Annotated in this window: 19 protein-coding genes; 12 read left to right on the top strand and 7 right to left on the bottom strand. The window is 74.3% G+C overall.

Features of this window, described 5'->3' with window-relative positions; genetic code table 11:
* The first annotated feature begins 52 nt into the window (after positions 1–52).
* Positions 53–256 carry an MbtH family NRPS accessory protein gene (locus tag ACFY32_RS21735; RefSeq protein WP_359195347.1) on the top strand — a complete coding sequence of 68 codons (204 nt, stop codon included), beginning with the start codon at positions 53–55 and terminating at the stop codon, positions 254–256.
* A gap of 86 nt (positions 257–342) precedes the next feature.
* Positions 343–855, top strand: coding sequence for a GNAT family N-acetyltransferase (locus tag ACFY32_RS21730; protein ID WP_390675003.1), 513 nt, complete (start codon positions 343–345; stop codon positions 853–855).
* A gap of 118 nt (positions 856–973) precedes the next feature.
* Here ACFY32_RS21730 and ACFY32_RS21725 read toward each other — a convergent pair whose 3' ends face one another.
* Entirely contained in the window at positions 974–1297 is a 324-nt protein-coding gene (locus tag ACFY32_RS21725; RefSeq protein WP_390675002.1) for an antibiotic biosynthesis monooxygenase family protein, read from the bottom strand.
* A 168-nt stretch (positions 1298–1465) separates the two neighbouring features.
* Between ACFY32_RS21725 and ACFY32_RS21720 the strand changes: the two genes are divergently transcribed.
* Complete coding sequence (locus ACFY32_RS21720; RefSeq protein ID WP_359195354.1) at positions 1466–1726, top strand: hypothetical protein; 261 nt, start codon at positions 1466–1468, stop codon at positions 1724–1726.
* Between the two features lie 80 nt (positions 1727–1806).
* On the opposite strand, the gene ACFY32_RS21715 is transcribed toward ACFY32_RS21720, so the two are convergent.
* Together ACFY32_RS21715 and ACFY32_RS21710 are read right to left on the bottom strand one after the other, a co-directional pair.
* Positions 1807–2367: a TetR/AcrR family transcriptional regulator gene (locus ACFY32_RS21715; protein ID WP_390675001.1), complete on the bottom strand. Its 561-nt coding sequence runs from the start codon at positions 2365–2367 to the stop codon at positions 1807–1809.
* Between the two features lie 22 nt (positions 2368–2389).
* On the bottom strand, positions 2390–2974 hold the full coding sequence (locus ACFY32_RS21710) for a sugar O-acetyltransferase (protein WP_390675000.1): 585 nt from the start codon (positions 2972–2974) through the stop codon (positions 2390–2392).
* A gap of 278 nt (positions 2975–3252) precedes the next feature.
* Here ACFY32_RS21710 and ACFY32_RS21705 point away from each other — a divergent pair, with 278 nt between their 5' ends.
* The 4 genes from ACFY32_RS21705 to ACFY32_RS21690 all read left to right on the top strand — a co-directional run bounded on the left by ACFY32_RS21705 (position 3253) and on the right by ACFY32_RS21690 (position 7583).
* Positions 3253–4812, top strand: a complete 1560-nt coding sequence (locus tag ACFY32_RS21705) for an APC family permease (protein WP_359195362.1) — start codon at positions 3253–3255, stop codon at positions 4810–4812.
* A 170-nt stretch (positions 4813–4982) separates the two neighbouring features.
* Positions 4983–5621 (top strand): DUF998 domain-containing protein, encoded by a 639-nt coding sequence (locus ACFY32_RS21700; protein WP_359195365.1) that lies wholly within the window; start codon positions 4983–4985, stop codon positions 5619–5621.
* A 438-nt stretch (positions 5622–6059) separates the two neighbouring features.
* Entirely contained in the window at positions 6060–7268 is a 1209-nt protein-coding gene (locus ACFY32_RS21695; RefSeq protein WP_390674999.1) for a cytochrome P450, read from the top strand.
* Positions 7269–7352: 84 nt separating this feature from the next.
* Complete coding sequence (locus ACFY32_RS21690) at positions 7353–7583, top strand: DUF2945 domain-containing protein (protein ID WP_359195371.1); 231 nt, start codon at positions 7353–7355, stop codon at positions 7581–7583.
* 84 nt (positions 7584–7667) lie between these two features.
* Here the strand turns inward: ACFY32_RS21690 and ACFY32_RS21685 are convergent, their stop codons facing one another.
* Complete coding sequence (locus ACFY32_RS21685) at positions 7668–8768, bottom strand: AI-2E family transporter (protein ID WP_390674998.1); 1101 nt, start codon at positions 8766–8768, stop codon at positions 7668–7670.
* Positions 8769–8806: 38 nt separating this feature from the next.
* The gene (locus ACFY32_RS21680; RefSeq protein WP_390674997.1) at positions 8807–9655 is read right to left on the bottom strand and encodes a helix-turn-helix domain-containing protein; all 849 of its coding nucleotides are present in this window, start codon (positions 9653–9655) and stop codon (positions 8807–8809) included.
* A 126-nt stretch (positions 9656–9781) separates the two neighbouring features.
* Between ACFY32_RS21680 and ACFY32_RS21675 the strand changes: the two genes are divergently transcribed.
* Together ACFY32_RS21675 and ACFY32_RS21670 are read left to right on the top strand one after the other, a co-directional pair.
* Entirely contained in the window at positions 9782–10054 is a 273-nt protein-coding gene (locus ACFY32_RS21675; RefSeq protein WP_359195379.1) for a tautomerase family protein, read from the top strand.
* On the top strand, positions 10051–10827 hold the full coding sequence (locus ACFY32_RS21670) for an SDR family NAD(P)-dependent oxidoreductase (protein WP_359195382.1): 777 nt from the start codon (positions 10051–10053) through the stop codon (positions 10825–10827). The genes ACFY32_RS21675 and ACFY32_RS21670 overlap by 4 nt, the downstream gene beginning before the upstream one ends.
* Before the next feature lie 169 nt (positions 10828–10996).
* On the opposite strand, the gene ACFY32_RS21665 is transcribed toward ACFY32_RS21670, so the two are convergent.
* On the bottom strand, positions 10997–11656 hold the full coding sequence (locus ACFY32_RS21665) for a response regulator (protein ID WP_390674996.1): 660 nt from the start codon (positions 11654–11656) through the stop codon (positions 10997–10999).
* A complete protein-coding gene (locus ACFY32_RS21660) occupies positions 11644–12918 on the bottom strand; it encodes a sensor histidine kinase (RefSeq protein ID WP_390674995.1) in 1275 nt (424 codons plus the stop codon). Before ACFY32_RS21660 ends, ACFY32_RS21665 begins: the two co-directional genes overlap by 13 nt.
* 183 nt (positions 12919–13101) lie before the next feature.
* Between ACFY32_RS21660 and ACFY32_RS21655 the strand changes: the two genes are divergently transcribed.
* From ACFY32_RS21655 to ACFY32_RS21645, 3 genes are read left to right on the top strand one after another with little or no spacing between them, the layout of a single operon-like run.
* Positions 13102–13338 carry a hypothetical protein gene (locus ACFY32_RS21655; RefSeq protein WP_359195390.1) on the top strand — a complete coding sequence of 79 codons (237 nt, stop codon included), beginning with the start codon at positions 13102–13104 and terminating at the stop codon, positions 13336–13338.
* On the top strand, positions 13335–14087 hold the full coding sequence (locus ACFY32_RS21650; RefSeq protein ID WP_390674994.1) for an ABC transporter ATP-binding protein: 753 nt from the start codon (positions 13335–13337) through the stop codon (positions 14085–14087). Before ACFY32_RS21655 ends, ACFY32_RS21650 begins: the two co-directional genes overlap by 4 nt.
* A 5-nt stretch (positions 14088–14092) precedes the next feature.
* The gene (locus ACFY32_RS21645; protein ID WP_390674993.1) at positions 14093–16630 is read left to right on the top strand and encodes an FtsX-like permease family protein; all 2538 of its coding nucleotides are present in this window, start codon (positions 14093–14095) and stop codon (positions 16628–16630) included.
* The last annotated feature ends 246 nt before the right edge of the window (positions 16631–16876 follow it).

The following is a 16876-nucleotide window of genomic DNA, read 5'->3' as shown; positions in this document are numbered from 1 at the left end:
TGACACACCGGAACACTCCACCCCCACGACCCAGAGAGCGAGACCGACAGACATGGACGAGAACACCCGCTGCCAGGTGCTGCGCAACGACGAGGACCAGTACTCGCTGTGGCCCGCCGACATCGAGGTGCCCGCCGGCTGGCAGCCCGTCGGCAAGGCCGGCACCGAGGCCGAGTGCTCCGCCTACGTCGATGAGGTCTGGACCGACATGCGACCGCGCAGCCTGCGGGAGCGCATGGAGAACGCCGAAGCCTGACGCATCCGGCGGGACCGGGCCGGGGCGCGCCCAGGGACGACGCCCCCGGCCCGGTCCCGCCCGCCCGCACTGCCCGAGGAGCCCGCATGACACCGGTCCTGCACACCGAACGACTCACCTTCCGCCCCTACCGACCCGAGGACGAGGACCACTTCGTGGAGCTCCTGCGCGACGAGGAGGTCTGCCGCTGGATGGGCCAGGACCGCGTTCCCGAGGCGGACCTCCGCGCCCTGTTCCGCACCATCCTCGACGACGTCTACCCCAAACAGATGTTCGACGCGTGGGGGCTCTGGCAGGACGAACGGTTCGTCGGGCACGCGGAGGTCAAGAAGACCGGCAACGTCGACGGACACGAACTGATCACCGCCCTGGCCCCCTCCTACTGGGGCCGGGGCCTGGGCACGGAGGTGGCCCACGGCCTGCTGCGCCACGCCGCCGTCAACCTCGGCCTGACTGAGGTTTACGCCATGGTCGGCGCCGACAACGCCGTCAGCCTGGCCGGGTGCCGTCGCCTGGGCTTCAGCCACGTGCGCGACGTGGTCGGCGACGACGGAAAGGTGACCAAGATGATGGTGATCCCGACGACGGAACCGGGCTGATCCGGGCCGGCCGATCCGGCGGCGGACCCGGGCGGGACGGCACTCCCGGTACCGGGTCGGCCTTCGGGCCCGGTACCGGGAGTGCCATGCGTGTCCCGACGGGAGCCGCCCGCCGGGACTACGCGCCCTTCGGTCCCGCCTGCTGCACGACCTCGAAGGACCACAGGGTGGAGCCGCTCGCGGCGGGCTTCGGCCGCTCGCCGTCCCCACCGCCCTGGTGGGCCGTCTTCATCGGGCCTTCCATCCACGCCTGGAAGGACTCCTCGTCGCGCCACCGGGTGTAGACGAGGTAGGTGTCGGTGCCCTCGACCGGCCGGAGGAGTTCGAACCACTCGAAGCCGTCGGAGTTCTCCACCGCGTGCGCCCGCGACGCGAACCGCTTCTCCAGGGTCTCCCGCTGCTCGGAGGGGACGGTCAGTACGTTGATCTTGACTACGCTCATGGTGCTCATATTGCCGTACGCCGGTCGCCGCGGGACGAGTTCGGCCACGCGGGTCGGTTCCCTTCCCCGCGGCCGGGACCCGGGCCGGCCGCGACAGCGGCCCTCCCGCCGGATGCCCGGCCCTTCGCCCGGGGCCCGATGTCAGTGGCGGATGCGAGGCTTCGTGCCATGGATGAGGCGGAGTTCATGCACGGCCGGGTCTACGGCGCCGACCACGGCGATCCCGGGCCGCGCACCGGACGCGCGTACGCGCAACTGGTCGGCGGCCCCCTGGACGGCCTGCTCCTGGACGTCACCGAGGCCCGCGACCCCGGTGCGGGCGTCGCGCTGCCGACGGAGATAGGCCGGTACGGCCCCGGGGGCCGCTCCGTGTACGCGCCCCGGCCGGCGGACGCCCGGCGCTTCGACTGGCAGGGAGACATCCCGTGACCGGGCCGGGGGAGCAGCCCGTACCGGGCCGGGGGAGGGGCCCGTGCGGCACGGCGGTCAGGTCCGTGCCGCACGGGCGGCTAGGGAGCCCGCTCGGCGGGCGTGGTGGTGATCCGCCGGACGGCCTCCAGGGTCAGGGCGCGGCTGTGCGGTGCGGCGGCCAGGGCCCGGTGCAGGGTCAGGCCCTCGATCAGCGCGTCGAGCTGGCGGGCGGTGTCCGGGTCGAAGTGCTTCTCCAGGTGGACCCGGCTGCGGCCCATCCACTCGTGGGTGAGTTCCCGGTAGGCGGGGCGGCGGGCGGCGAGGGTGTACAGCTCCTGGGTGAGGACCAGGTCCCTTCGGCTGCCCTCGGACAGGCGGTGCACGAGGTCGGCCACCGCCTGCCTCGCCTCCTCCCGGTCGGCCGGGGCGGCGAGGTGCGCGTCGAAGACGGCGACGATGTGATCGGTGAACCGGCGGAACGCCTCGCGGAGGACCTCGTCCATCCCGCCGAAGTGGTACGTCATCGAGCCCAGCGGCACCCCCGCGCGGGAGGCGATCTTCCGGTGGGAGACGCCCGCGACGCCCTCCTCGGCGATCAGGTCCAGGGTCGCGGCGAGGATGCGGTCGCGGCGCCCGGGGTCGGTGTGTCCGGTGGCCATGGCGGAGTCGGCGTACGGGGGATCAGAGGTCGCGGACCGGACGGGCGGGGCTGCCGACGGCGACGACACCCGCGGGCACGTCCTTGGTGACGACCGCGCCGGCGCCGATGACCGAGTCCTCGCCTATGGTCACCCCGGGCAGCACGATGACGCCCCCGCCGAGCCACACGTTGTCGCCGATGGTGATCGGCCGGGCCGCCTCCAGCTTGTCCCGCCGGGGCCGGGGCTCCAGCGGATGCGTCGGCGTCAGCAACTGGACGTTCGGCCCGATCTGGCAGTCCTCGCCGATGGTGACGGCCGCGACGTCCAGCGCGGTCAGGTTGTAGTTGACGAAGGTGCGGGCGCCGATCGCGATGTTGCTGCCGTAGTCCACGTACAGCGGGGGCCGTACGTGCGCGTCCTCGCCCAGCGAACCGAGCAGCTCCGCCAGCAGCGGCCGGGCGGCTTCGGCGTCCTCGGCGTAGGCGGCCTGGTACCGGGCGGCCAGTCGCACGGCCCGCTGCTGGCGGCGGGCGATCTCGGGGTCGTCGGCGATGTAGAGGTCGCCCGCTCGCATCCGTTCCAGGTTGCTGCGCGGGTCCTGTGCGAAGTAGTCCGTCTGCGGCATGGGAGCGACCCTACCCCTGTGAGCGTACGAACGTACATTCCGGGGAGTGACGCAGATCATGAGGAAGGCCCGGAGGGGCGTTTTTCGGCCACGACTGCGGTTACCGAATATCGGACACGCGTGGCGTGGCCTGCGGACTCAGGGCCATGATCGAAAATTCGTCTCGGATTGAAAGGCGAAGCGCTCATCTGGCCAGCGAAAGAATGGCCCACTGGTGGGCGGATGGAACGCGTCGCGGAACGGTCGCCACGGAAACCGCAGGATTTAACGTCTCGTTCATGACTCAGCTCGACGTACGGCCCGGGGCCACCGACAAGGGCGACGGGGCCCCCGCCGACGGCATGCGCGCGAAGGGCCTGAGCGGGAACTCCGTCGGCCTGCTGGGCAGCGCGGTCATCGGTGTCTCCACCGTCGCCCCGGTCTACTGCCTGACCTCCACGCTCGGCTCCACCGCGGGCGAGGTCGGCCCGCAGATGCCGGCGGTGTTCCTCGCCGGCTTCCTGCCGATGCTGCTGGTCGCCTTCGCCTACCGCGAGCTGAACAAGGCGATGCCCGACTGCGGCACCTCGTTCACCTGGACGGTCAAGGCGTTCGGGCCCCGCGTCGGATGGATGTGCGGCTGGGGCCTGGTCATCGCCACGATCATCGTGCTCTCCAACCTGGCGGGCGTGGCCACCTCGTACTTCTGGCTGCTCGCGGGCGAGATCACCGGCAGTGACGCGGTCGCCGACCTCGACGGCGACAAGGCCGTGCACATCGTCACCTGCCTGGTGCTGATCGCGATCGCCACCGTGATCAGCTATCGCGGGATGACTGCGACCAAGGGCCTGCAGTACACCCTGGTCGCGCTCCAACTGCTGGTCCTGGCCGTCTTCGTGGCCATGGCCTTCACCAAGGCCGGCGGCGCCGACTTTCCGACCTCGGCCGACTTCTCCTGGTCGTGGCTGAATCCGTTCGCCGTCCAGTCGTTCGCCGCCTTCACGGCCGGGCTGTCGCTGTCCATCTTCATGTACTGGGGCTGGGACGCCTGCCTGACGGCCAACGAGGAGACCAGCGGCAGCAGCAGTACGCCCGGCCGGGCCGCGCTCGTCGCCATGGTCGTGCTCGTCGGCTCCTACCTCGCCACCGGCGTCGCCGCGCAGATGGTCGTCGGCTCCGGCGACCAGGGCCTGGGGCTCGCCAACCCGGACACCTCGGACAACGTCTTCGCCGCCCTGGCCGGCCCGGTGATGGGCCCGGCACTCGGCGTCCTGCTGTTCGTCGCCGTCCTCGCGTCGGCCGCGGCCAGCCTCCAGACGACGTTCATCCCCGTCGCCCGCACGGTCCTCGCCATGTCGGCGTACGAGGCACTGCCCGCCTCCTACGCCGAGGTCCACCCGCGCTTTCGCACCCCGGGCCGCGCCACGGTGACCGCGGGCGTCGCGACCGGCGTGTTCTACACGGTGATGACGCTGGTCAGCGAGCACGTCCTGGTCGACACGATCTACGCGCTCGGCCTCATGATCTGCTTCTACTACGCGCTGACGGCCTTCGCCTGCGCCCGGTACTTCCGCGCCGACCTGCTGGCCTCCGGCCGCGACCTGCTGTTCAAGGGGGTCTTCCCGGTCGTCGGCGGGCTGCTGCTCGCGGCGGTCTTCGTCAAGACACTGGTCGACATGTGGGACCCGGCCTACGGCAGCGGATCGTCCGTGTTCGGCGTCGGCTCGGTCTTCGTGATCGGCGTCGGCCTGCTCGCCCTCGGCCTGGTCGTCATGACCGTCATGCGCCGCCGCAGCCCGGCCTTCTTCCGCGGCGAGGTGCTGACCCGCTCGACACCGGCGCTGATCGCGGAGGACTGAGCCGGGGGGCGGGGCCGGCGGGGTCACCGGGCGGGGTGGTCCGGGGAGCGTTCCGTCGGGGAAACCCGTCGCGGGCGCCGGTCCGTCCCCTGACTTCCGGCACGTCCCCGGCCTTCTCGCAGTTGGCCACGCCCGACGCACGGGATCGATGTCCGCTTTATGGTGATCCGATGAGAAGTGTTCCCAGGTGGGTGCTGCTGTCGTCGGGGAGTGCGCCGGTCCTGCTGGTCACGGGCTGGGCCGTCGCCGCCTCGATGAAGGGCGGCGGCTACGACCCCGTCACCCAGACGATCAGCGTCCTGGCGGCGTACGGGACACCCGGGTTCTGGGTGATGACCGGGGCCTTCCTCGGCCTGGGCGTCTGCCATCTGCTCACCGCCTGGGGACTGCGCGCGGCGGCGGCGGCCGGCCGGCTGGCGCTGGCGGGCGGCGGGGTGGCCGCCCTGGTGGTGGCGGTGCTGCCCGCGCCGAGCAGCGGCGGCTCACTGCGCCACGGCACGGTGGCCGTGATCGGCTTCGCCCTGCTGGCGCTCTGGCCGGTGCTGGCCGCCGCCGGCGGCGCCGCCGCGCCGTGGGCGCTCCGGCCCGCGCCCGCCTTCGCCGCGACCGCGGTGATGGCCGTCGGCGGCGCCTGGTTCCTGTTCGAGCTGCACCGGCAGGGCGCCATGGGCGTCGCCGAGCGCGCGGTGACGACCGTCCAGTCCCTGTGGCCCTTGGTGGTGGCCACCTCCTGCCTCCAGCACTCCGCGCGCCGAGTGCCCGGAAGGGAGCCGGAGCCGGAGGCGGCGCGGTCGGACGCGGACCGGTGACCGCGGGCGGCCCGCCTGGGACCGCTCGCCTGGGACCGCTAGCCCGGGACCGCCCGCCCGAGGCCGCTCGCCCGGGACCGCTCGCCCGAGGCCGCCCGCCCGAGGCCGGTCCCCGAGCCCGGTCCCGAGGCCGGTCCCCGCTGCCGGACCGGCCCCGCCCGCGCGGGCGCACCCCTGGGCCCGCGCAAGCGCACCCCTGGGCCCGCGCGGGCGGGGCCGCCTGCCGGGGGCCGCACCGGCACGGCACGCGTCCGTCTCGAACCCGGCGCCGACCCCCGGCCCGCGCGAAGGACACGGCACCGGGTGCCGCCCCCTGGACCGGGCGGAACGCGCGGACCATGCTGGGACGGTCGCTCTCCTGGCCGCCGCCGGAGCACCGTCCGGCCCCCCTCGGACAGGGGCGACGCCGCGCCCGGCCCCAGGGAAGGTGACAGCACCATGAGCATCGTCGATCTCGCCGCGCTCGGCGAGGAGTTCGCCCGCGACCCGTACCCCGTCTACGCCCGCTTACGGGCCCGGGGCCCGGTGCACCGCATCCGGATGCCGGAGGGGAACGCCGAGGCGTGGCTCGTCGTCGGCTACGAGGCCGGGCGGGCCGCCCTGACCGACCCCCGGCTCTCCAAGGACTGGGGCAAGGCGTCACCGGCCCTCGGGATCGGCGCGATCGCCGCCGGCCGGCACATGCTCGGCGCCGACCCGCCCGACCACACCCGGCTGCGCAAACTGGTCGCCCGCGAGTTCACCGCCCGGCGGGTCGCGGAACTCGCCCCGCGCGTCCAGAAGACCACCGACGCGCTGCTGGACACCATGCTGGCCGCCCCCGGCGGCCGGGCCGACCTCGTCGAGGCACTGTCCTTCCCGCTGCCCATCTCCGTCATCTGCGACCTCCTCGGCGTCCCCGACCTGGACCGCCACTCCTTCCGCGCCTGGTCGAACGACGCGCTGAGCAGCACCGACGCCGACGTCCGCGCGGCGGCGGCGTCCGCCATGGCCGGGTGTCTCGCGGAGCTGGTCGCGGAGAAACGGCAGCACCCCGGCGACGACCTGATGAGCGCCCTGATCCACGGCTGCGACGAGGACGGCGACACCCTGTCGCCCGACGAACTCCTCGGCATGGCCTGGCTGCTGCTCGTCGCCGGCCACGAGACCACCGTCAACCTGATCTCCAACGGCGTCCTCGCCCTGCTCACCCACCCCGACCAGTTGGCCGCGCTCCGTGCCGACCTGGACCGGATCGACGCGGCGGTCGAGGAGATGCTGCGCTACGACGGTCCCGTGGAGACCCCGACGTACCGCTTCACCACCGAACCCGTCACCATCGGCGACACCACCGTGCCGGGCGGCGGTGAGCTGGTCCTGGTCGCCCTGGCCGACGCCGACCGCGACCCGGCGCGGTTCCCGGAACCCGACCGCTTCGACATCGGCCGCGACGCGCGGGGCCATGTCGCGTTCGGCCACGGCATCCACTACTGCCTGGGCGCGCCGCTGGCCCGCCTGGAGGCCCGGATCGCCCTGCGCACCCTGCTGGAACGCTGCGCCGACCTCGCCCTGGACATCCATCCGGCGGCCCTCACCTGGCGCGCGGGCATGCTGATCCGGGGCCCGCGCCGCCTGCCCGTCCGGTTCACGGCGGCGGAGGGGGGCTGACGCCCTGGGTGCGGGACGGGCCGGTGGCGCGCAGGCTGGAAGTACGGCGACAGCCGGGACCGGACCGGCGGCAGGGAGCGCGGCATGGCGAAGAACCGAGACCGGGGCGAGCGGCCGAAGCAGGGCGACAAGGTCGCCTGGAGCAGCCACGGCAGCGAGACCGAGGGCCGGGTGGAGAAGAAGATCACCGAGCGGACGGAGGCGGCCGGCCGCACGGTGGACGCGTCACCGGACGACCCGCAGTACGAGGTGCGCAGCGACAAGTCCGGCCGCACCGCCGTCCACAAGCCATCGGCGCTGAAGAAGAAGAAGTAACCCGGGCCCCATCCCCAGCCCAGCCCCGGTCTTCCGTGGCTGGGGATGGGGATGGGGATGGTGCTGGGGCTGGGCCCGTCCGGATCAGCCCGCGCCGGCCGAATCGGGCCCCGGTTCCGGTTCCTGGTCGCCGAGTTGTTCGCGTACGTAGTTCCAGATCACCGCGATCAGCGCGGCGACCGGCACCGCCAGCAGGCTGCCGACGATTCCGGCGAGGCTGCCGCCGAGGGTGACCGCCAGCAGGACCACCGCCGCGTGCAGTCCGAGGCCCCGGCTCTGGATGATCGGCTGGAACACGTTGCCCTCCAACTGCTGGACGAGCACGATGATCGCGAGGGTGATCAGCGCGTCCGTGAGCCCGTTGGACACCAGCGCGATCAGCACGGCGACGAAACCGGCGAACAGGGCGCCCACGATGGGCACGAACGCCGACACGAAGGTCAGCACCGCCAGCGGCAGCACCAGCGGCACCCCGAGGAACCACAGCCCGAGGCCGATGAAGACGGCGTCGAGGAGCCCGACCAGCGCCTGGGAGCGGACGAAGGACCCGAGCGTCTCCCAGCTCCGCGCGGCAACCGTCGGGACGTCGGTGGCGAGCCGGCCGGGCAACTGGCGGCCGAGCCACGGCAGGAAGCGGGGCCCGTCCTTGAGGAAGAAGAACATCAGGAACACCGCCAGCACGGCGGTGATCAGCCCGTTGACGACGGTGCTGACCCCGGTGGCCACCGTGGTGGTGATCGTGCCGACGCTGTCCTGGACGCGGGCCATCGCCGAGTCGACGGCGTGGGTGATCTCACTGTCGTCGATGTTCAGCGGCGGGCCCGCCGCCCAGTCCCGCAGCTTCTCGATGCCCTCGGTGACCCCGTCGGTCAACTCGTCGGTCTGGGACGCCATCGGCACCGCGATCAGCGTCACGATGCCGCCTATGACCAGCAGGAACAGCACGGTCACCGCCGACGCCGCGAGCGCCGGGGGCCATTTGTGCCGGCGCAGGAAGCGGGCCAGGGGCCAGGTCAGCGTGGTCAGCAGCAGGCCGATGATCAGCGGCCACACGACCGACCACATCCGGCCGAGGAGCCAGAGGGCGACCGCGAGCATCGCCAGCACCAGCAGCGACTCGGCGGAGACACGCGCGGTGGTGCGCAGTGCGGCGCGGGTTCTCGCGGAACTCAACGTGTCAGGCATGAGCGTCACCCTATGGGCACGGCCTCACGCCCCGTCGCTCAGGAGTGTTCCGGCACCAGGTCCTGGGTGCCGAGGACACCGAGCAGTTCCAGACGCGCGGCGGACTCGGTGCCGACCGCAGGGGTGAACCACAGCAGCCGCTGGCGGCCGTCCTCGCTGAACAGGTTGAGGCAGTTGACGTCGACCACCCCGAGCCGGGGGTGCACGATCCGCTTGCGGTCGGCGCGGCGGACGGCGACGTCGTACCGGTCCCACAGCTCAGCGAACTCCTCGCTGGCCGCGCGCAGTTGGGACACCATCGCCACCGCCTCCGGGTCCTTCGCGCCGCGCCGGCCGACCGCCGCCCGCAGGTCCGCGACGAGCTGCCGGGACTGGTAGGCGTGGTCCTCGGCCGGATAGACGTTCCGGGACGCCGGGTCGGTGAACCAGCGCCACGCCAGGCTCGCCCCGGGCGTGTCGGGGGCGGGTGCCGGGCCGAACAGGGCGACGGCGAGCCGGTTCTGCACCAGCGTGACGTGCAGGTCGGTGATGACCTGAGCGGGGGTGCCGGTCAGCCGGTCGAGGAGGTCCAGCATGCCGGGGTGGACATGGGCCGCCGGGCCGCCCGGTGACGGCAGCGGCCGCCCGGCGAGGTGGTACAGGTGGTCGCGCTCGTCCCGGGTCAGCCGCAGCGCGCGGGCCAGTGCCGCGATCATCTGCTCGGACGGCTGCGCGGCGCCCCGCTCCAGCTCGATGTAGTAGTCGACGGAGGCCCCGGCCAGGTGCGCCACCTCGTCCCGCCGCAGCCCCGGCACCCGCCGCCGGGGCCCGGTCGGCAGGCCGACATCGGCCGGACGGATGCGGTCGCGCCGTGACCTGAGGAAAGCACCGAGTTCAGCGAGGTCCATGCCTTCAGTGTGCGGCCGGCGGCCCGGCCCAGCCAGGGGGTGCCGACCCCTGGGTACGGAGCAACTGGCTCCGCCCGGCGGACGCGCCCATCGTGGAGACGTCACCGCGACACGAGGAGCCGTCACATGCCGTTCGCGAACTTCAAGGTGCCCGCGGGCACGCTGACCGCACAGCAGAAGGAACTCATCGTCCACCGCACCACCGACCTGTACGCCGAGATCTACGGTGAGCGGGCCCGCGCGGGCACCATGGTGCTCGTCGAGGAGGTCACCGACGGCGGCTGGGGGATCGGGGACACCGTACTGACCCGCGCGATGCTCGAAGAGACCGGTCAGGAAGAGAACAACTCGATGCTCGAAGAGAACGACCAGGAAGAGAACAAGGGGACCGCCGCGTGAACCTCTCCGGAAACACCGTCTTCATCCCCGGTGCCACCAGCGGCATCGGTCTCGCCCTCGCCCTGGAACTGCACGCCCGGGGCAACACCGTCGTCGTCGGCGGCCGGCGCACCGACCTGCTGGAGCGGATCGCCGCCCGGCACCCCGGCATCGACACCGTCCGTATCGACACCGCGGACGCCGCGAGCATCACGACGGCCGCCGCGCAGGTGCTCGCCCGGCACCCGGACCTCGACGTCCTGGTCACCATGGCCGGCATCATGCGCGTCGAGGACTGGCACACCCCCGGCTCGTTCCTCGCCTCCGCCGAGGAGGTCGTCACCACCAACGTGCTCGGGCCGATCCGTCTCATCGCCGCGTTCATCGAGCACCTGCGGACCCGGCCCCGGGCCACCGTCCTCACCGTCTCCTCGGGCCTGGCCTTCGCCCCGCTCTCGGCCACCCCCAGCTACAACGCCTCCAAGGCCGCGATCCACATGCTCAGCGAGTCGATCCGGCTGCAGCTCGCCGACACCGGTGTCGAGGTGGTGGAACTGGTACCGCCGTCCGTGCGCACCGCGCTGCTGCCCGGCCAGGAGGACAACGAACTGGCGATGCCCCTCGACGAGTTCGTCGCCGAGGTCATGGACCTGCTCCGGGACCGGCCCGACGCCGGGGAGATCCTCGTCGAGCGGGTGAAGTTCCTGCGGCACGCCGAGGCCCGCGGCGACTACGACGAGGTCGTGAAGACCCTCAACCGCACCGATCCGCACGCGCGGGCCGAGCACCGCTGAAGACGGGTCACCGCGCCGGCATGCGCGGCCGGGCCGGCCCGGTTACGGTGGTTCCCGACCGGCCCGCCGCTTCGGCGGTGACGGTCGGGCGTTGGTCGTCTAAGGCAAGACACCCCGCTTCCCGCGGGGAAATGCAGGTGCAAGGCCTGCCCGACGCTCCATCGAGAGTTCAGACCTGGTGCCGGGTGCCGTCCAGGTAGCGCAGGACGGCGGCCACCCGCCGGTCCGCCTGGTCGGCCGGCGACAGGTCCAGCTTGGCGAAGATGGAGCGGATGTGCTTGTGCACCGCTCCCTCGGTCACCACCAGCCGCCCGGCGATGGCACCGTTGCCCAGCCCCTCCGCCATCAGCGCGAGCACCTCCCGCTCGCGCGGACTGAGCCGCTCCAGCCTGGTGTCCTGCCGCGACCGGGTGAAAAGCTGGGCGACGACCTCCGGGTCGATGGCGGTACCGCCGGACGCCACCCGGTGCAGCGCGTCGAGGAACTCCTCCACCCGGCCCACCCGTTCCTTCAGCAGATAGCCGAGGCCCGTCACACCGCCGGTGAGCAGTTCGGTGGCGAAGGCCCGCTCGACGTACGCGGACAGCACCAGCACCGCCAGGGAGGGACGCCGCCGCCGGGCCTCCACGGCGACGCGGATGCCCTCGTCGGTATGGCTGGGCGGCATCCGTACGTCGAGGACGGCGACGTCCGGCTCGTGCTCGTGCAGGGCGGCGAGCACCCCGTCGGGGGTGCCGGCCGTGGCGACCACGTCGAGGGACTCGGCGCGCAGCAGCAGCGCCAGGCCCTCCCGCAGCAACGGGTCGTCCTCGGCGATCACGATCCGCATGGCAGGTCCACTTCCAGCAGGGTCGGTCCGCCCGGCGGGCTGACCAGGGTGAGCGTACCGTCGTGCGCCGCGACCCGGCGGCGGACGCCGGCCAGGCCGCTGCCGCCGCCCTCGTGCGCGCCGCCCCGCCCGTCGTCCTCGACCCGCAGCCCCAGCCTGCCGCCCCGGGAGCGGACCGTGACCACGGCCGTCCGGGCGCCGCTGTGCTTGGCGATGTTGGTCAGCGCCTCGGCGACGACGAAGTAGGCGGTCGCCTCGACGGAGGCGGGGCACCGTCCGGGCACCTCGACCTCCGTCCGGCAGGGCACCGGGCAGTCCGCGGCCAGCCCCGACAGGGCGCCCGCGAGGCCCCGGTCGGCGAGGACCGGCGGCAGGATGCTCCGGGCCACGCCGCGCAGTTCGGCCAGGGCCTGCTCGGCGGCCGACTGGGCGCGTTCCAGGAGTTCGTCCGCGCCGGCCGGGTCCCGGGCCACCATCCGGCGGGCGGCGCCGAGCAGGACGGTGACGGCCACCACCCGGTTCTGCGCGCCGTCGTGCAACGACCGCTCGATGCGCCGCAGTTCGGCGGCGTGGGCGTCCAGCGCGGCGGCCCGGGTCGCGGTCAGCTCGGCGACCCGCAGCGACAGGTCGGTTCCGGGACCGGCGGCCAGCAGGCGCCGCCCGGGGTTCCCCTGGAGCCGCGCCATACCCGGGCCGAGGCCCAGGATGATGGCCGTCCAGCCGAGGCCGAGCAGCGTCACGGAGGCGGCCTCCGGCCAGGTGCGGGCGGTGCCGAACCCCAGCGAGGTGCTGGTGGCGTCGGCGGGCGCCAGCGGCCACAGCAGCGGGAAGAGGGTGTCCCGGACGGCGGCGACCGGGAGGCAGACGCCGAGCAGCCCGAGCAGCAGGCCGAGGGTGGCGTGCCGCAGCAGCCAGCGCAGTTCCCGCCGGGTGGTGGGGTCGGTGAGCGCCTGCCGCGCCCTCACCGGCGGCGGATCGGGCGGCACCACCTCGGGCCCGGCGCGGGTCAGCCGTGCGCGCTCCCGCCCGGCCAGGGCGTGCAGCGCCCGGGGCAGCACGGAGGCGAGGAGCAGGCCCACGCCCAGCGGCGCGGTCAGCACGGCGAGGACCAGCAGGAGCAGGACGGCCAGCGCCCGCACGGCGGTGCCGAGCCCGCCGGCGAGCTGGGCGAGCGCGGCACCCGCGTCCCGTACGGTCCGCACCGCGACCGCCCTGGGACCGGCGCCCGCGCCGGGTGCCGTGGTCGTGCTCCGGGTCGTCATCAGCTCTCCTCCTTCGCGCACCGACCCTAGAGCGCCAGTCCGTCCGCCGACAGGCGGGCCCCCGGAAAGTACAGCCTGCTGTACCCCGTACCGGGCGGGCAGCGGGATCGGCCGGGCGCCTTCCGGTCCCTAGCGTCGTCGGAGACGGGAAACCCACCGACCGCCCCCAGGGAGGCAGCCGCCATGCCGGACACCGACCCCTACCGTCTGACCAGCGCACCCGAGGGCGGCGCCCCGAGCGGCGTCAGCCGCCAGGACGTCGTCCGCACCCTGCTGTGGGCCGTGGTGGTGCTCAGCGCCGTCGCCAACATGGCGACCTCCTACGGCGGCACCGCCGTCTGGCTCAACCTCGCCTGCGGCATGGTCACCGTGCTCGCCGCCGGCGCCCTCGTCGTCCGCGGCCTGCGCGGGCGCCGATGAGCACCGCCGTCGTCCCCGGCACCGCGCGCAAGGCGCCCGCCATCGCGCTGGCGGGTGTCGGCAAGACGTACCCGGACGGGGTGCGCGCCCTCGACGACGTGACGCTCACCGTGCGGCACGGCACCTTCCTCGCCGTGATGGGCCCCTCGGGGTCGGGCAAGAGCACGCTCATGCACTGCGCCGCCGGGCTGGACACCCCGACGCGGGGCAGCGTCCGCATCGACGGCCAGGAGATCACCGGGCTGAACGAGACCCGCCGTACCGAACTGCGCCGGGAACGCGTCGGGTTCGTGTTCCAGTCGTACCACCTGATCCCCTCGCTCAGCCTCCAGGACAACATCACGCTGCCCCTGCGGCTGGCCGGCCGCCGCCCGGACCGCGCCTGGCTGGACACCCTGGTCGCACGCGTCGGACTCGCCGACCGGCTGCACCACCGCCCGGCCGAACTCTCCGGCGGGCAGCAGCAACGCGCCGCCCTGGTACGGGCGCTGGCGGCCCGGCCGGCCGTGGTGTTCGCCGACGAGCCGACCGGGGCGCTGGACCTGCGCAGCGCCCGCGAGGCCCTGGACCTGCTGCGCGGCCTCGTCGACGACCTGGGCCAGACGGTGGTGATGGTGACCCACGACCCGGCCGCCGCCGCCCGCGCGCACCGGGCGCTGGTGATGGCCGACGGCCGGGTCGTCGCGTCCCTGACCGAGCCGTCGGCGCCCGAACTCGCCGACCGGCTAGTCACGTTGGGGGAGCGGTAGAAGACATGCTGCACCTCGCCCTGCGCATGACCGCGCACCGGATCACCGCCCTGCTCGCCGTGGCCTGCGCCGTGCTGGGCGGCGCCGTGCTGATCACCGCCACCGGCGTCCTCGCCGAGACCGGCCTGCGCTCCCACCTCCCGCCCGGCCGGCTCGGCGGCGCGGACGTCGTGGTCACCGCCGACCAGCGGTACCGGCCCGGCGGAGACCTCCCCGTCGCCCTGCCCGAACGGGCCACCGTCCCCGCCCGCCTCGTGGCCGAGCTGGGCGAACTGCCCGGTGTCGGCGCGGCCGTCGGGGACATCGGCTTCCCGGCCGCCCTGCTCCGCTCGGGGCGGCCCCGCCCGGCCGGCGAGGACCCCGGTACGGCGGGACACACCTGGTCCGCCACCCGGCTCCTCGCCGGTGCCCGGATCGAGGGCCGGGCACCGGCGGGCCCGCACGAGATCGCCGTACCGGCGACCGCGGGCCTGGACGCGGGCGCCCGCGTGACGGTCGTCGTCGCCGGCCGTCCCGCCGCGCCCTACCGGGTCACCGCCGTGGTCCACGCCCCGTACGCCGGCGTCTACTTCGCGGACCGCACGGCCCTGCGGCTGGCCGGACGGTCGGACGGCTCCGCCGGGTCCCGGGCCGGCACCGTCGACCTGATCGGCCTGCGCGCCGCGCCCGGCGCCGGGGAACACCTCGCGGCGGTGGTCCGTGACCGGGTGGCGGGCACCGGACTCCAGGTCCGCACCGGCGGCGGGCGCGGCGAGGCCGTGGCGCCGGGCGCCGGCGCGGCACGCTCGCTGCTCGTCCTGCTCGCCGGTTCGCTCGCCGGGATCGTCCTGCTGATCACCGGGTTCGTCACGGCCGGCGCGCTCGGCGTGGCCGTCGCCGGGCAGCGCCGCGACCTGGCGCTGATGCGGGCCGTGGGCGCGACCCCGCGCCAGATCCGGCGACTGGCCGCCGCCCAGTCGACGGTCGTCGCCGCCGTGGTCCTGGCACCCGGCCTGGCGCTCGGCTACCTGCTGGCGGACACCTTCCGCGAGGCGCTCGTCGACCGCGGTGTGCTCCCCGCCGGGCTGCCGCTGGTCCGCGGCCCCCTCCCGGCCCTGGTGACGGTCCTGCTCACCGCGGCGGCCGTGCGGTGCTCCGCCCACTGCGCCGCCTGGCGGACCTCCCGGATGCCGGCCACCGAGGCGGTCGCCGAGTCCCGCGGCGAACCCCGCGTCCCCTCGCGGGCCCGCACCCGCGCCGGGGCCCTGCTGATCGTCGCCGCGAGCGGACTCTCCGTCGTACCGCTGTCGGTCCGTACCGCGCTCGGCGCCACCGCCACCTCCCTCGCGGGCATCATCGCCGCCATCGGCCTCTCCCTGGCCGGCCCCGCCCTGGTCAAGGCGGCGGGTACGGCGGCCGTACGGCGACTGCGGCCCGGGGCACCGGCCCCGACCTGGCTCGCCCTGTCCAACGTCCGCGCCCACGCGCAGCGCCTGTCGGGGGTGGTCGGTCCGCTGGCGATGGCGGTCGTGTTCGTGCTGACGTACACCTTCGCGCAGACCACGGTGCTCGCCGCCGCCACCGACGACACCCGCACCGGCACCCTCGCCCAGCACCGGCTGACCGCGCCCGCGCTGGGCGGCCTGCCCGCTGACACCCGGTCCGCCGTGCTCGGGCTGCCGGGGGTGCGGGCGGCGGAGCCGGTGGCCGCGACCACGGTGGTGTGGCCGTACCGGCAGTTCGGCGAGACGGAGAGCGAGGCGGTCACCGCGACGGTCCTCGCGCCGGGGGCGGCGGCCGTCCTCGACCTCGGGGTGCGCGAGGGCGGCCTGGACCGGCTCACCGGGAACACCGTCGCCGTCAGCAGCGAGGTCGCCGGGCCGCGCGGCGCCGAACCGGGCGGCAGGGTGCGGCTGGTGCTCGGGGACGGCGCGCGGGTCACCGCCCGGGTCGTCGCCGTCTACTCCCGCGGCCTGGGCTTCGGCCCGGTGGTCCTCTCCCGGGACCTGGCCGCCGGGCACACCACCGCCGACCCGGCCGCCCAGGCCCTGCTGGTGCGCACCGACGGTTCGGCCGGCGCCGGGCGCGCGCTGGCCGCGTTCGCCGCCGCCCGCCCGGGGCTCGCCCTGACCGGCACCGGCCGGGGCGGCACGGCCGGGCCGCAGACGCCGCCCGAGGTGTGGATCAACCTGGCGCTGGTCGTGGTACTGATCGGCTATCTGCTGCTCAGCGTCGCCAACCGGCTGGTCGCCGCCACGGCCCAGCGCCGCGCCGAGATAGCGGCGCTCCGCCTGGCCGGGACGACGCCCCGGCAGATCCTGGCGATGACCCGCCGGGAGTCGGCGGTGACCACCCTCGCCGCGCTGGCCGCGGGGCTCGCCCTCTCCGCCCTGCCCCTGGCCTTCCTCGGCCAGGGCTTCCTCGGCCGTCCCTGGCCGGCCGGCCCGGCCTGGCTGGTGCCGCTGACCGCCGTGACGGTGGCGGTCACGTCCTTCCTGACGGTGGAACTGCCCACCCGACGGGCGCTCCGGACGGCCCCGGCGGAGGTGGCGAAGGCGGCGTGAGGCGGCCGGGGGGCCCGCGATCGACCCGGAGAAGAACACCGTCTGAACAGCGGGCTGAAGACCGATCACATCCATGACTGCGCAACCTCTTGCCACTGTCTCGCGCGCCACTCTATCCTCCGGGGCGGAAAGCGCTTTCCCCCCGCGTACCGCACGAGCCGCCACCGATCCACCGCGGGGTGTCACCCAAGGGAACCGACGCGCCACGGAACCAGAAGGACGTACGCGACGACGATCCGCCGCGCC

The organism is Streptomyces sp. NPDC000134, assembly GCF_042899225.1.
Taxonomy (GTDB): domain Bacteria; phylum Actinomycetota; class Actinomycetes; order Streptomycetales; family Streptomycetaceae; genus Streptomyces.
This window is presented reverse-complemented; position numbering and strand designations above follow the sequence as displayed.